The organism is Nocardia sp. Marseille-Q1738 (assembly GCF_965283145.1).
In genome coordinates this window covers 63,085-76,686 of record NZ_CBDIMS010000011.1, presented here as the reverse complement: position 1 = coordinate 76,686, position 13,602 = coordinate 63,085, and the positions used below count along the sequence as shown (strand labels likewise).

12 protein-coding genes are annotated in these 13,602 nt (G+C 69.0%); 8 read left to right on the top strand and 4 right to left on the bottom strand.

The features are described from left to right. The first annotated feature begins 48 nt into the window (after positions 1 to 48). Positions 49 to 963 (top strand): cutinase family protein, encoded by a 915-nt coding sequence (locus ACWPXK_RS29460; RefSeq protein WP_454199426.1) that lies wholly within the window; start codon positions 49 to 51, stop codon positions 961 to 963. 119 nt (positions 964 to 1,082) lie between these two features. Here the strand turns inward: ACWPXK_RS29460 and ACWPXK_RS29455 are convergent, their stop codons facing one another. Next, entirely contained in the window at positions 1,083 to 1,610 is a 528-nt protein-coding gene (locus ACWPXK_RS29455) for an Rv3235 family protein (protein ID WP_454199425.1), read from the bottom strand. 208 nt (positions 1,611 to 1,818) lie between these two features. Here ACWPXK_RS29455 and ACWPXK_RS29450 point away from each other — a divergent pair, with 208 nt between their 5' ends. The 4 genes from ACWPXK_RS29450 to ACWPXK_RS29435 all read left to right on the top strand — a co-directional run bounded on the left by ACWPXK_RS29450 (position 1,819) and on the right by ACWPXK_RS29435 (position 5,511). After that, positions 1,819 to 3,066 carry an alpha/beta hydrolase fold domain-containing protein gene (locus tag ACWPXK_RS29450; RefSeq protein ID WP_454199424.1) on the top strand — a complete coding sequence of 416 codons (1,248 nt, stop codon included), beginning with the start codon at positions 1,819 to 1,821 and terminating at the stop codon, positions 3,064 to 3,066. A 102-nt stretch (positions 3,067 to 3,168) separates the two neighbouring features. Then, positions 3,169 to 4,263 (top strand): LLM class flavin-dependent oxidoreductase, encoded by a 1,095-nt coding sequence (locus ACWPXK_RS29445; protein ID WP_454199423.1) that lies wholly within the window; start codon positions 3,169 to 3,171, stop codon positions 4,261 to 4,263. Further along, positions 4,260 to 4,865, top strand: a complete 606-nt coding sequence (locus ACWPXK_RS29440; protein ID WP_454199422.1) for an FMN reductase — start codon at positions 4,260 to 4,262, stop codon at positions 4,863 to 4,865. The genes ACWPXK_RS29445 and ACWPXK_RS29440 overlap by 4 nt, the downstream gene beginning before the upstream one ends. A gap of 70 nt (positions 4,866 to 4,935) precedes the next feature. Beyond that, complete coding sequence (locus ACWPXK_RS29435) at positions 4,936 to 5,511, top strand: YceI family protein (RefSeq protein ID WP_454199421.1); 576 nt, start codon at positions 4,936 to 4,938, stop codon at positions 5,509 to 5,511. Between the two features lie 23 nt (positions 5,512 to 5,534). Here ACWPXK_RS29435 and ACWPXK_RS29430 read toward each other — a convergent pair whose 3' ends face one another. The 3 genes from ACWPXK_RS29430 to ACWPXK_RS29420 form a co-directional block, all read right to left on the bottom strand. Further along, positions 5,535 to 6,722: an RNA-guided endonuclease InsQ/TnpB family protein gene (locus tag ACWPXK_RS29430; protein ID WP_454199420.1), complete on the bottom strand. Its 1,188-nt coding sequence runs from the start codon at positions 6,720 to 6,722 to the stop codon at positions 5,535 to 5,537. A gap of 133 nt (positions 6,723 to 6,855) precedes the next feature. Then, entirely contained in the window at positions 6,856 to 8,370 is a 1,515-nt protein-coding gene (glpK, locus tag ACWPXK_RS29425; protein WP_454199419.1) for a glycerol kinase GlpK, read from the bottom strand. A 42-nt stretch (positions 8,371 to 8,412) separates the two neighbouring features. After that, positions 8,413 to 9,177, bottom strand: coding sequence for an IclR family transcriptional regulator (locus tag ACWPXK_RS29420; RefSeq protein WP_454199418.1), 765 nt, complete (start codon positions 9,175 to 9,177; stop codon positions 8,413 to 8,415). 260 nt (positions 9,178 to 9,437) lie between these two features. Between ACWPXK_RS29420 and ACWPXK_RS29415 the strand changes: the two genes are divergently transcribed. The 3 genes from ACWPXK_RS29415 to glpD are packed head-to-tail and all read left to right on the top strand — an operon-like array spanning position 9,438 to position 13,542. Further along, entirely contained in the window at positions 9,438 to 10,253 is an 816-nt protein-coding gene (locus ACWPXK_RS29415) for an MIP/aquaporin family protein (RefSeq protein WP_454199417.1), read from the top strand. Between the two features lie 36 nt (positions 10,254 to 10,289). Then, entirely contained in the window at positions 10,290 to 11,810 is a 1,521-nt protein-coding gene (glpK, locus tag ACWPXK_RS29410; RefSeq protein WP_454199416.1) for a glycerol kinase GlpK, read from the top strand. Between the two features lie 52 nt (positions 11,811 to 11,862). Next, complete coding sequence (glpD, locus tag ACWPXK_RS29405; protein WP_454199415.1) at positions 11,863 to 13,542, top strand: glycerol-3-phosphate dehydrogenase; 1,680 nt, start codon at positions 11,863 to 11,865, stop codon at positions 13,540 to 13,542. Positions 13,543 to 13,602 lie beyond the last annotated feature (60 nt).

Below are 13,602 nucleotides of genomic sequence, written 5' to 3'. Positions count from 1 at the left end.
TTCCTGCCGGGGAGCGCCTGCGGCGCGTGGACTACCAGGAGCGAACGCATGCGATCGAAGTTGATCTCGGCGGCCATCGGTATCGCGGCGATGACGCTGTCCTGCGTCGGCCCCGGCAGCGGGCCGGCCGTCGCGGCACCGGAGTGCCCGAGCCTGTACGTGGTGGCGATCCCGGGAACATGGGAGACCACCGACCAGCCGGACGGCGACCCGCCCGGACCCGGAATGCTCGCGGGGGTCACCGACGGACTGCCGGACTCGGCGCGAGTGGACTACGTCAGCTACGCCGCGACGGCGTTCCCGTGGGAGAGCGAGGTCTACGGCGCCTCCAAACGTGAGGCCGTGGACAACGCGCGGGGCATGATCGCGGCGATGGCCAGGGAGTGCGGTGCGACCAAGATCGCACTGCTCGGCTACAGCCAAGGAGCCGACGCGGCCGGGGATCTCGCGGCCGAGATCGGCACCGGCCTCGGCGTCGTGCCGCCGCACCGGATCGCGGCGGTCGGACTCATCTCCGATCCGCGCCGCTCCCCCGCCGACGCGATGGTCGGTCCGCCGGTGGGCGGTGCGGGCGCGGGTGGGCCGCGGATCGGCGGGTTCGGTTTCGTCACCCCGCAGACCCGCACCATCTGCGCGGCAGGCGACCTCTACTGCGCCACGGCCGCGGACGATTTCGTGACCCGCTTCGCGGGCTTCCTGGCCCAGACCTCGCATCCGGACCCCGCCTACATCTGGCGCTACCAACTCGAAATGAACGCCATCCTCGGCGATCTCATGTCCAACGGCGGTATCGCGCTGCTGCAGAGCCAGCTGTCGGAGTCGGCCAACCAGGAACGAGCGCGGCTGCTCGACGAGTTCTACCGCTCCCAGGCCCACACCGCCTACGGCAGCTACCCCGTCGGCGGCGGCAAAACCGCGCTGTCCTGGATGCACGACTGGCTGAGTTCGCTGGCCCGAACCTAGGTAGTCGGCTACTCCACCACGGGCGCCGCGCCCAGTTCGCAGGGGCTTTCCCGGCCGGACCGGCACCTCGACGTGCGTGTGACGCCGCCGACCGGCCGCCGCCACATCCGTGACACCCGTCATCGGATGCGCAGAGCGGTCAGCCGCCAGCCCGCCGAGCGGGTGCGGACGATGCGCGCCGCCAGCGCGAAATGCCTGGCGCCACGGGCGTATCCGGCGTAGACCTCGGCGGTCTTGGCGTCCACCAGTACGACGCTCACCCGGATCGGCACCGCGCCGCCGAGGGCACGGCCCGGCACCAGATCGGCGGCGATCAGCGTGCGCATCGCGGCGATGACCGTGGCGTCGGCGACCACGGCGAGCTGCGCCACCGGTCTCCTGCGATCGAGTACCTCCAGCACGATCCGCACCGCTGAATCGGCGAACCGCCGCGCCGCGGAGAGCGTTTCGTCGTCGGCCCGGGTTCCCTGCGGATGACTCCGGCGCAGCGCGCCGCGCACGCCGGCGCTCGGCCGCCCGGACGCGGCGAGGTGCGTCCGCGGGCGGCACGGTAGCGCCCGCGCTGCCGCCGGATCGCTCGCCGTCCGGCCGGCCTCGGCGCGGCGACGACTGTCCAACGGCGGCTCCGGATTCGGAGCGGGTGCCATCCAATCGCGATATCCAGCCATCCCAACCTCTTCCCAACCACTGTGTCCGAAATCACTGTGGCGACCGATTCTGCGGACCCGCCGCCGGATGTCGTGCGTAGTCGGCTACCCGAGTGCTTACACATGCGCCGCGAGCGGGAAGGGGTGCGGCACATCGACAGATCTATGTTGGAGTCGACCCGAACCGACTGCGAAGCGGAGAGCCCGAATGAGCGAGGAGCGAGGAGCGGATTCAGCCGCGCCAGGAAGGCCGGACCCGCCACGGCGCCCGGCCCGGATCGGGTTGCTGACGCTCGCGGCGGCGCTCGCCGTGTACCTCGTGGTCAGCCAGCTGATCGCGGTCGTGCCGGTCTCGTGGGTCATGCCGTTGCTGCGCAACGCGATCATCCAGTCCGCTCTGCTCTTGCTCGGCGCGGTGCGCGACGCGATGGGCTCATGGAACGTGGTGCTGGCGGTGGTCACGGCCGGACTCGCGCTGGTAGCGCTGCGCCGGAGTGCGACGGGCCGGCGCATCGCGGGGACGGTGACCGGGGTGGCCGCCGTCGGTCTGGTTCTGTCCGTGGCGACGAGCGCGGCGCTGGTGTGCGCGGCGCGTGACGCGGCGGGCACGTGGATTCCGTTCGCTCCGGCCGTTCCGTTCAGTACCGTCGGCGACGCGCCCGACGAGACCGTCACGTACGCGACCATCGACGGGCAGCCGATCCAGGCGGATCTGCACCTGCCCGCACGCGGCTCCGCACCGGCACCGCTGGTGGTCAGCATCCACGGCGGCGCGTTCGTCGGGGGCAGCCGCGGCACCAATGCCTACACCACGTGGCTGGCCGACAACGGGTACGCCGTCCTCGATGTGGACTACCGCCTCTCCGACGACGCCGACCACCGCTGGGACACCGCGGACGCCGACGTCGCCTGCGCACTGACCTGGGCCGCGGCGAACGCCCGGCGATACAACTTGGACCCGCGCCGCCTCGCGGTGTTCGGTAACTCCGCGGGTGGCAATCTCGCGATCAACGTGGCGAACCAGATCAACGCCGGTGTCCTGCGGCCCAGCTGCGGCAGCGCCGCCGACCTGCCCCGGGTGGGGGCGGTGATCGCGCTGTATCCCGTGGTCGACCTCACCGCCTCCGGCACCGAGACCTCGATAGGGTCCGACGCGGCTCGGCAGTATCTCGGCGGAACGCCCGAGCAATACCCCGATCGATATGCCGCGACCGACTCCACGCCGCACATCACCGACAAGTCCGCGCCGACGCTGTTGGTCCAGGGCGCGAACGACCACCTCGTGCTCGCCGAGCACACCGCGGCCTACGCTGCCGCGCTCGACGCCGCTGGCATCCCCCACCGCTACGTCGAGCTCCCCTTCCTCGACCACGCTTTCGGCACCACCGAACTCGACACCGGCGCCCAGGTGACCCGCCTTCTCACCCGCACCTGGCTAGCGGAATACCTGACGTAACCGAGGCCACACCGCCGCCTCGGGAATAGCGGGGCGTCCACCGCCGTTCCATTGGTTGCCATATCCACCAATTTGGGCCAGACTGAGAACGAAGGAGGCGTCGTGCAGTTCGGAATTTTCACGGTCGGCGATGCGACGACCGACCCGACCACCGGGCGGACGCCGAGTGAGCACGAGCGCATCACGGCGATGGTGACGATCGCGCAGAAGGCCGAAGAAGTCGGGCTGGACGTCTTCGCCACCGGCGAGCACCACAACCCGCCGTTCGTGCCGTCGTCGCCGACGACGATGCTCGGCTACATCGCGGCGCGGACCGAGCGGCTTCAGCTCTCCACCGCGACCACGCTGATCACCACGAACGATCCGGTGAAGATCGCCGAGGACTTCGCCATGTTGCAGCACCTGGCCGGCGGCCGCGTCGACCTGATGCTCGGTCGCGGCAACACCGGACCGGTCTATCCCTGGTTCGGCAAGGACATTCGCGACGGCATCCCGCTGGCGATCGAGAATTACCACTTGCTGCACCGGCTCTGGCGCGAGGACGTGGTCGACTGGGAGGGCAAGTTCCGCACACCGCTGCAATCGTTCACCTCGACGCCGCGTCCGCTGGACGGCGTACCACCGTTCGTCTGGCACGGCTCGATCCGCAGCCCCGAAATCGCCGAGCAGGCCGCCTACTACGGTGACGGATTCTTCGCCAACAACATCTTCTGGCCGAAAGAGCATTTCCGGCGACTGATCTCGCTGTACCGCCGGCGCTACGAGCACTACGGGCACGGCTCGGCCGACCAAGCCATCGTCGGACTGGGCGGGCAGGTGTTCATGCGCAAGAACTCCCAGGACGCGGTGCGGGAGTTCCGGCCATACTTCGACAACGCGCCGGTCTACGGACACGGCCCATCGCTGGAGGAGTTCGCCGAGCAGACCCCGCTCACCGTGGGTAGCCCGCAGGAAGTCATCGACAAGACGCTCACCTTCCGCGAGTCGTTCGGCGACTACCAGCGTCAGTTGTTCCTGATGGACCACGCCGGCCTTCCGCTGAAAACCGTGCTGGAGCAACTGGACCTGCTCGGCGAGGAAGTCGTGCCGGTGCTGCGCAAGGAGTTCGACGCCATGCGCCCCGCGCATGTTCCGGACGCGCCGACGCACGCTGCCCTGGTCGCCGCCCGCGACGCCGCGCCGGAGGTGACCCGATGACCCGCATCGCCGTCGTCTCCGCGGGACTGTCCCAGCCCTCGTCGACCAGACTGCTCGCCGATCGGCTCGCCACGGCCACCGGCAAAGCGCTGGCGAACTCCGGCGCCGACGCGGCGTTCGACGTCGTCGAGCTGCGCGAACACGCCCGCGATCTGGCCGACAACCTGGTGACCGGATTCGCGGCGGGAGCGCTGCGCGCGGCGATCGACACCGTGGTCACCGCCGACGGGCTGATCGCCGTCACGCCGATCTTCAACGCCTCCTACAGCGGCCTGTTCAAGACGTTCTTCGACGTGCTGGAACCGGATTCGCTGAGCGGGATGCCGGTGCTGCTCGGTGCGACCGGCGGCTCGGCGCGCCACTCCTTGGCCTTGGAACACGCGTTGCGGCCGATGTTCAGCCATCTGCGTGCGGTGGTCGCGCCCACGTCGGTGTACGCGGCGTCCGAGGACTGGGCATCCGCCGACTCGGATGGATTGAGCGCCCGGATGGACCGCGCCGCAACGGAATTCGCCACGTTTCTGACCAACACGCCGCGATCGCGTGCCACCGATTCGTATGACGAGCCGGTACCGTTCGCACAGCTTCTCGGCACCCACTGAGTTTCCCGCAATGCCCCCGATCCAACCCCCACTCACATAGTTTAAATCTCAACTATAGGAGGAGAACACCATGACACCCGAAGCGACCAAGGGCCTGACCGCAGGCACCTGGGCCATCGATCCCGTCCATTCCACCCTCGGCTTCTCGGTGCGTCACCTGATGGTCAGCAAGGTGCGGGGCCGCTTCACCGACTTCTCCGGCAAGCTGGTCATCGCCGAGGACGGCAGCGCCTCGGCCGAGGCCGAAATCCGGGTCGACTCGGTGACCACCGACAACGCACAGCGCGACGCGCACCTGCGCACCGCGGACTTCTTCCAGGCCGAGCAGTTTCCGGTGGCCACCTTCAAATCCACCGGGTTCCGGGTCGACGGCGACGACTTCCTGGTGGACGGCGACTTCACCATCCGCGGCGTCACCAAGCCGGTATCGCTCGACGTCGAGTTCCTCGGTGTGAATCCCGGCATGGGCCAGGGGCCGGTCGCCGGCTTCGAGGCCAAGACCGTGATCAATCGCCGCGATTTCGGTATCACCATCGACATGCCGCTGCCCGACGGCGGCGCGGTGATCGGCGACAAGATCACGCTCACGCTCGAGGTCGAGGTCGGCCTGCAGTCGCACATCCCACTTGATTCCTCTTCACCCTGATGCTGATGGGCGAGATTCCTGGCTCAAACTGCCTGGACGCTCGGCGAGCGGTCAGGGCTTACGTTCTCGACACCAGCAGGGGTGAAACCAGCCCTGTTTCGTACGACCAGTGCGGCGTTACGGTCTCGGTCAGCGACGAACCCGCACGCCGTGCAGGTATAGATGCGTTGGGACAGTGGTAGCCGGTGCTTGGCTCTCGCACCGCAGTTACCACAGTCCATGGTGGTGTGCGCGGGATCGACCAGCACCAGCTGACGCTGATGCTTGGTGGCCATGTGTACCAGCTCGGCCTTGGCGGACGCGATCGCGGCGTCAGCGGCCTTACGCGCCATCGTCGAGCGAGCGAGAAACCTCGGCCGGAAGTCCTCGACCGCGATCGCGTCGAAACCGCGTACGACCGCTTTCGCCCACTTGCGGGCACCGTCCTGGCGTTGCCGTGCGACCTTCGCGTGCAGCTTCGCCACCCGCTTCTTGGCGGCACGGTATCCAGCCGAAGCAGCCCGGCCGCGACCGGGCCTGCGGCGGGCCATCATCCGCTGATAACGGGCCAGTTTCGCCGACGCGGACCTCCCGTACTGGGCGTGGGGTAGGTCGTGACTGAGGCTGGTAGTGGTGGCAGTGGTGGTCACGCCCCAGTCGATCCCGATCGCCTGCCCGGTCGCCGGAAGCGGATCGGGTTGGGCGGCAACCACGAACGAGGCGTACCAGTGGCCGAGGCTGTCGCGGTAGACACGCACACTCGACGGAGCAGCGGGCAGTTCCCGCGACCACACGACCCGCGCGACGATCCCCCCGGCCAGATGCAATCGGCCGTCACGGATACGGAAACCGCGCAAGGTATACTCCAGCGACGGGGCAGCGAGATCCTTCTTCTTCAACCGCGGCATTCCAGCCCGCCGCGCCACCGGCACCCGCGCCTTGATGTCTTTCAACGCTTTCGCGCGGGAGCGCCCGAAGTCACGGATGATCTGTTGTTGCGGCACCGATGCCCCTACACGCAGCCAATCATGCTCAGCTCGCCAGCCAGTCAGCTCCTTGCCCAACGCGGCCGGGCCGATCACTTTCCCTGCGGCGCGAGCGGCGCGGGATTCGACCACACACTGGTTCCACACCCACCGGCAACGATCCCACTCGGCCAGCAGCGCCTGGCGTGCCGTGGCGGACAGCCGGAGCCGGAATGTGTACCGGGCACTGACCGCCGTGTCGCTCACACGTTCGAAACTATCAGTGGTTCCAAGGCAACTCAACCGATCTATCCCACTGGCAGACATATGGCGCCTGGTGAAGCCGCATAACTACGACGCTAACCCAGTTGCCCGACACAAGACCCGTCACGGTACGCGGCTACCGAGCCCGCGGTTTCGATCGCACCCAGCCGAAGGTCAGTTCGACCGCGTGCCTCCACTTCTCGTATTCGTCCTCGCGATACGCGGGGTCCATGCGCGGAATCCATTGGGCGGCAAGGCGCCAATTGTTGCGCAGCCCTTCCAGATCCGGCCAGTAGCCGACGGCGAGGCCGGCGGCATACGCCGCACCCAGCGAGACGGTTTCGGCGACGAACGGACGCATGACGGGAACGTCGAGTACGTCGGCCACGATCTGCATGAGCAGGTTGTTCGACGTCATGCCGCCGTCCACGCGCAGAGTGGCGGCCTGCAGGCCGGAGTCGGCGTTCATCGCCTCGACCACGTCGCGGGTCTGCCACGCGGTGGCCTCCAGCACGGCGCGGGCGATGTGCCCCTTGGTGATGTAGGAGGTCAGTCCGGCGATCAAGCCGCGGGCGTCGCTGCGCCAATGCGGCGCGTACAGCCCGGAGAACGCGGGAACCACATAGCAGCCGCCGTTGTCGTCGACGGTGCGCGCGAGGGTTTCGATCTCCGGCGCGCTGGTGACCAGGCCGATGTTGTCCCGCACCCACTGCACGAGCGAGCCGGTGACCGCGATCGGTCCCTCCAACGCGTACACCGGCTCGGGGCCGATCTGGTAGCCGATCGTGGTGAGCAGGCCGTGCTCGGACCGCACCAGCTCGCGTCCGGTGTTCATCATGAGGAATCCACCCGTGCCGTAGGTGCACTTGGTTTCCCCACGCGCGAAACAGGTTTGGCCGAACAGCGCGGCGTGCTGGTCGCCCAGCGCGGCGGCGATCGGGATGCCGGGTACCACCCGGCGGGTGACGCCGTAGGACGCGGTGGAGCGCTGGATGTGCGGCAGCATCGCGGCGGGGATGCCGAAGAACGCCAGCAGCTCGTCGTCCCAGGTGAGGGTGCTGAGGTTCATCAGCAAGGTGCGGCTGGCGTTGGTGACATCGGTGAGGTGCAGCCCGCCGTCGACCCCGCCGGTGAGGTTCCAGATCAGCCAGGTCTCCATGGTGCCGAACAGCACCTCACCGCGCTCGGCGCGCTCGCGCAGCCCCGGGACGGCGTCCAGCATCCACCGCAGCCGCGGCGCCGCGAAGTACGTGGCCAGCGGTAGGCCGCACAGCTCGCGGATCCGGTCCGCGCCAGGACGCTCCCGCAGCTCGCCGACCAACTCCTCGGTGCGCACGTCCTGCCAGACGATGGCGCGACCGATCGGCATCCCGGTGCGGCGGTCCCACACCACGGTGGTCTCGCGCTGGTTGGCGATGCCCAGCGCGGCGATCTGGTTGGCGGCGACGCCGGAATCCCGCATCGCCTGCGGCACGATCCGCTCGACGTTGCGCCAGATCTCCAGCGCGTCCTGCTCGGCCCATCCCGGGCGCGGATAGTGCTGCTGGTGCGGGCGCTGCGCGACGCCGACCAAGCGGGCGCGCTGATCGAACAGGATGCAGCGGGTGGAGGTGGTGCCCTGGTCGATGGACAGCACGTAGCGTTGCGTCATCGGCGGCCACCTCCTGTCGAAGTCCGCCGGTCATCCCGGATCTCAGTGCGCGGCACCGAGATCCCTCGAGACCGCCCGCGCGGCGTCGAGGACGTAACCGACCAGCGCCCGCCGGTGCCGCAACTGTGCGTCGCACAGCCGATCCACCCGGCCGGTGATGCCGATGGCGCCCACCACGAGACCGCCGGGCGCCCGGATCGGCGCCGCGATACCCGCCTCGCCCGACCGGAATTCCTCGGTCTCACCGGCCCATCCGGCCTGCCGAACCCCGGCCAGCGCCCTGGCCAGCGCGGCTCGGTCGACGAGGGTGCGGTGTGTGAGCGGGGCCAGTTCGCCTCCGCGCACCGTGGCGGCCAGGTCGGTGTCGTAGGCCAGCAGGACCTTGCCCAGCGCGGTGGCGTGCGGGGGCAGGAGTTCGCCGAGCTCGAGCGCCTGCTCGGTGTTGTCCGGCCGGAACACGTGGTGGACCACCACCACCGCGCCGTCGACCGGGGCGCCGATCCGCACCGACTCTCCGGTGCGCGCCGCCAGCGCGTCGGCCCAGTTGATGGCCCGTGAACGCAGCTCGTTGGCGTCGAGATACCTGGTGCCCAAGTGCAGCACCGCCGCGCCGAGCTGGTACTTGCCGGTCGCCGGGTCCTGCTCGACGAAACCGACGCCCTGCAATGTGCGCAGGATGCCGTGCGCGGTCGGCTTGGCCAGATCGAGCGCACTCGCGATGTCGCCGATGCCGAGACGACCGGATCCACGGGCCAGCAGCCGCAGCACGGCCGCCGCCCGCTCGATCGATTGGATCGGACCCGGCATGTCGGGAAACCTATCCGCCAAGTCGCGATTCGACAATGTCGAATCCTCGGTGATACCTGGGCTACATCATTGAAACCCAGTGTGAGCTGCGCCATACATCCTCCTAGCGGGTCGGACGGTAGTGGCGCCGGGTTCCGGCAACCAGCCGAGCCGTTCGACATTGTCGAACGGGAACTATGTCCGACTCGGAAATCCCGCCGTAATTTCCGTTTCACGCACGGTCGCGCCCGCGACCTGCGGGGCGAAACGGAGGCTCAACGATGAACTTCGGCTCAATCTTCCTCAGCGAAGCACTCGGTACGGGAGTACTGCTGCTGCTCGGGGTCGGTGTGGTCGCGAACGTACTGCTGGCCAAGTCCAAAGGACAGGACGGTGGCTGGCTACTGATCAACGTGGGATGGGGGTTCGCGGTGCTGGCCGGCGTTTATGTCGCCTATAAGACCGGCGGCCACCTCAACCCGGCGGTCACCATCGGCATCCTGTTCAGCGGCGCCGACGAGTACGCCTCCGGTATCGCCATCTCGGGCGGCACCACGCTCGCCTATCTGAGCGGTCAGCTGGCCGGCGCGTTCCTCGGCGCGACCGCTGCCTACCTGGCCTACAAGCGCCACTTCGACGAGGAGACCGACGAGGAGAAGAAGCTCGCGGTGTTCGCCACCGGTCCCGCGATCCGTGCCTTCCGCTGGAACTTCGCCACCGAAGTTATCGGCACCTTCACTTTGGTCCTGGTGATCCTTGCTTTCGGACACACCCCCAGCGGGCTCGGCCCGGTCGCGGCGGCGTTCCTTGTCGTCGGCATCGGCGCCTCGCTCGGCGGTCCGACCGGATACGCCATCAACCCGGCTCGCGACCTCGGTCCGCGCATCGCGCACGCACTGCTGCCCGTCAGCAAGCCGGTACCGGCCGATGCGGCCCTGGTTCCGGTGGGTGTCGGCGCCCGCTCGTCGGTCGAGTCGCCCGAAGTCAGCGCCGAACCGCGCCGCAAGAACTCCGACTGGGCTTATGCCTGGGTGCCCGTGCTCGGCCCGCTGGTCGGCGGCGCGCTCGCCGGTCTCGCTGCCCAGTTCCTGTTCTGATTCCGTTTCCGACAGCAGTTTCTCGAAAGGACCGCGATGACCAAGTTCGTCGGCGCCATCGACCAAGGCACCACGAGCACCCGCTTCATGGTGTTCGACCACAGCGGCAACGAGGTTGCCCGCCACCAGCTCGAGCACGAGCAGATCCTGCCGCGCCCGGGGTGGGTGGAGCACAACCCGACCGAGATCTGGGAGCGCACCCGCGCGGTCATCCAGAGCACCCTCACCAAGGCCGATCTGGTGGCGAGCGATCTGGCCGCGGTCGGCGTCACCAACCAGCGCGAGACCACCGTGGTGTGGAACCGCAAGACCGGGCGGCCGTACTGCAACGCCATCGTGTGGCAGGACACCCGCACCGATCGCATCGCCTCCGATCTGGAGAAGGCCGGGCACGGTGACACCATCCGCCGCAAGGCGGGCCTGCCGCCCGCCACCTACTTCTCCGGTGGGAAGCTGCGCTGGATCCTGGACAACGTCCCGGGTGTGGCCGAGGACGCCGAACGCGGCGACGCGCTCTTCGGCACCACCGACACCTGGTTGCTGTGGCAGCTCACCGGCGGCGTGGACGGCGGGGTACACGTCACCGATCCGACCAATGCCAGCCGCACCATGCTGATGAGCCTGGAGACGCTGGACTGGGACGACGAGCTGCTGTCCATCTTCGGCATCCCGCGCGCGATGCTGCCCGCCATCGCACCGTCGTCCAACCCGGAGCTGTTCGGCACCACCCGCCCCGACGGTCCGTTCGGCGGCGCGGTCCCGCTGTCGGGTGTGCTCGGCGACCAGCAGGCGGCCACGGTGGGGCAGGTCTGCTTCCGTCCCGGCGAAGCCAAGAACACCTACGGCACCGGCAACTTCCTGCTGCTGAACACCGGAACCGAGATCGTGCGGTCGCAGCACGGACTGCTCACCACGGTCGCCTACCAGCTGGGCTCGGACAAGCCGGTATACGCGCTGGAGGGTTCGATCGCGGTCACCGGCTCGGCGGTGCAGTGGCTGCGCGATCAGCTGGGCATCATCTCCGGTGCGGCACAGAGCGAATCGCTGGCCCGGCAGGCCGAGGACAACGGCGGGGTGTATTTCGTCCCGGCGTTCTCGGGACTGTTCGCGCCCTACTGGCGCTCGGACGCACGCGGCGCCATCGTCGGCCTGTCCCGTTACAGCACCAACGCCCATCTCGCGCGCGCGACGCTGGAATCGATCTGCTACCAGACCCGCGACGTGGTCGAGGCCATGCAGGCCGACTCCGGCGTGAAGCTGGACACGCTGCGCGTGGACGGTGGCGTCACCGCCAACGAGCTGTGCATGCAGTTGCAGGCCGACTTCCTCGGTGTGCCGGTGTCGCGTCCGGTGGTCGCCGAGACCACCGCGCTGGGCGCCGCCTACGCGGCGGGGCTCGCCGTCGGATTCTGGAGCGACACCGACGAGCTCGAACAGAACTGGAACGAGGCCAAGCGCTGGCATCCCACCTGGTCGGAGGAGCAGCGCGAGCGCGGTTACGCGCGCTGGAAGAAGGCCGTCGCCCGCACCCTGGATTGGATCGACGTCGACGAATGAGGGGCGACGTCGGCCAATCCCAATAACACCGAAAACAAGGAGAGATACCGCTGTGTCCGCACGATTGGACTCCCAGTACCGCGCCCGCGCGGTGAACTCACTCGGCGACACCGAGATCGATGTGCTCGTCATCGGCGGCGGCGTGGTCGGTGCGGGCGCCGCCCTCGACGCCGCCTCCCGCGGCCTGACCGTGACCCTGGTGGAGGCCAGGGACTTCGCGGCAGGCACCTCGAGCCGCTCCAGCAAGCTCATCCACGGCGGCTTGCGCTACCTGGAGCAGCTCGACTTCTGGCTGGTACGCGAGGCGTTGAAGGAGCGCAGCCTGTTGCTGCACCGCCTCGCGCCGCACCTGGTGCGGCCTGTGTCGTTCCTGCTGCCGTTGCGGCATCGGGTGTGGGAGCGGGCCTATATCGGAGCGGGTGTCGCACTGTACGACACCATCGGCGGCGCCCGCGCGCTGCCGATGCACCGGCACTTGTCCCGCACGCGCGCGCTGGAACTGGCGCCAGCATTGCGCGCGGACGCGCTGACCGGCGCCATCCGGTACTTCGACGCCCAAGTCGACGACGCCCGCCACACCATGATGATCGCCCGCACCGCCGCCCAGCACGGCGCGACCGTGCTCACCCGTACCAAGGTGACCGGGCTGCTGCGCGATGGCGAACGCGTGGTCGGCGCGGAGGTCACCGATCTGGAGACCGGCCGGGTGCACACCGTGCGCGCGCGCCGGGTGATCAGCGCGACCGGCGTGTGGACCGACGAGATGAACCGGATGACCGGTGTCGATTTCCCGTTCCATGTCCGCATGTCCAAGGGCGTGCACATCCTCGTGCCGCGCCACCGCCTGAACCTGGACACGGGCTTGATCATGCGCACCGAGAAGAGCGTGCTTTTCGTGATCCCGTGGCACGCGCACTGGATCATCGGCACCACCGACACGGATTGGTCGCTGGACAAGGACCACCCGGCCGCCAGCAACGCCGACGTGCAGTACCTGCTCGACCACGTCAACCGGGTGCTGCGCGATCCGCTCACCCATGAGGACATCGTCGGCACCTACGCGGGGCTGCGCCCGCTGCTGTCCGGCGCGTCGTCCGACACCGCGACGCTCTCCCGGGAGCACGCGGTCGCCGAACCGGCGCCCGGGCTGTTCGTGATCGCGGGCGGCAAATACACCACCTACCGTGTGATGGCCGCCGACGTCGTCGACGCGGCCGCGGCGGGGCTCGGCCGGGCGGTCGCCCCGTCGGTGACCGAGCATCTGCCGATCCTCGGCGCGGTCGGCTACCAGGAACTCGCCGCCGACCTGGACAGTCTCGCCCAGCGCGCGGGGCTGCCGAGGGCGACGGTCGAACGTCTGCTCGGGCGCTACGGCTCGGCGATCACCGACCTGTTCGACCTGATCGCACGCGAACCCGAACTGGGCAAGCCACTGAGCGGCGCACCGGACTACCTCGGCGCCGAGGCGGTGTACGCGGTGACCCATGAGGGCGCGCTGCACCTGGACGACGTGCTCACCCGCCGCACCCGGATCTCCATCGAGGCGGCCGACCGAGGACTGGCCGCAGGCCCGGAGGTCGCCTGGCTGATCGGCGGCCATCTGGGCTGGGACGCCGCCGGCACCGAGCGCGAGATCGCCCGTTACCGCCAGCGGGTGCATGCCGAGCTGGCGGCCAACCAGGCGGCCGACGACGAATCCGCCAACGCGGCCCGGTTGGTCGCCGTCGCCTGAGCCCGTGCGTGGCACGGTTCCCTGCGGACCGTGCCACGCCGCGCTCACCGGTCCACGCCG

Bases quoted from the DNA above. Each gene is read 5' to 3' on its own strand.
- ACWPXK_RS29435 (WP_454199421.1), top strand. From the start codon at position 4,936: ATGACACCCGAAGCGACCAAGGGCCTGACCGCAGGCACCTGGGCCATC.
- ACWPXK_RS29420 (WP_454199418.1), bottom strand. From the start codon at position 9,177: ATGCCGGGTCCGATCCAATCGATCGAGCGGGCGGCGGCCGTGCTGCGG.
- ACWPXK_RS29460 (WP_454199426.1), top strand. From the start codon at position 49: ATGCGATCGAAGTTGATCTCGGCGGCCATCGGTATCGCGGCGATGACG.
- ACWPXK_RS29440 (WP_454199422.1), top strand. From the start codon at position 4,260: ATGACCCGCATCGCCGTCGTCTCCGCGGGACTGTCCCAGCCCTCGTCG.
- glpK (WP_454199416.1), top strand. From the start codon at position 10,290: ATGACCAAGTTCGTCGGCGCCATCGACCAAGGCACCACGAGCACCCGC.
- glpK (WP_454199419.1), bottom strand. From the start codon at position 8,370: ATGACGCAACGCTACGTGCTGTCCATCGACCAGGGCACCACCTCCACC.
- ACWPXK_RS29450 (WP_454199424.1), top strand. From the start codon at position 1,819: ATGAGCGAGGAGCGAGGAGCGGATTCAGCCGCGCCAGGAAGGCCGGAC.
- ACWPXK_RS29415 (WP_454199417.1), top strand. From the start codon at position 9,438: ATGAACTTCGGCTCAATCTTCCTCAGCGAAGCACTCGGTACGGGAGTA.
- ACWPXK_RS29455 (WP_454199425.1), bottom strand. From the start codon at position 1,610: ATGGCACCCGCTCCGAATCCGGAGCCGCCGTTGGACAGTCGTCGCCGC.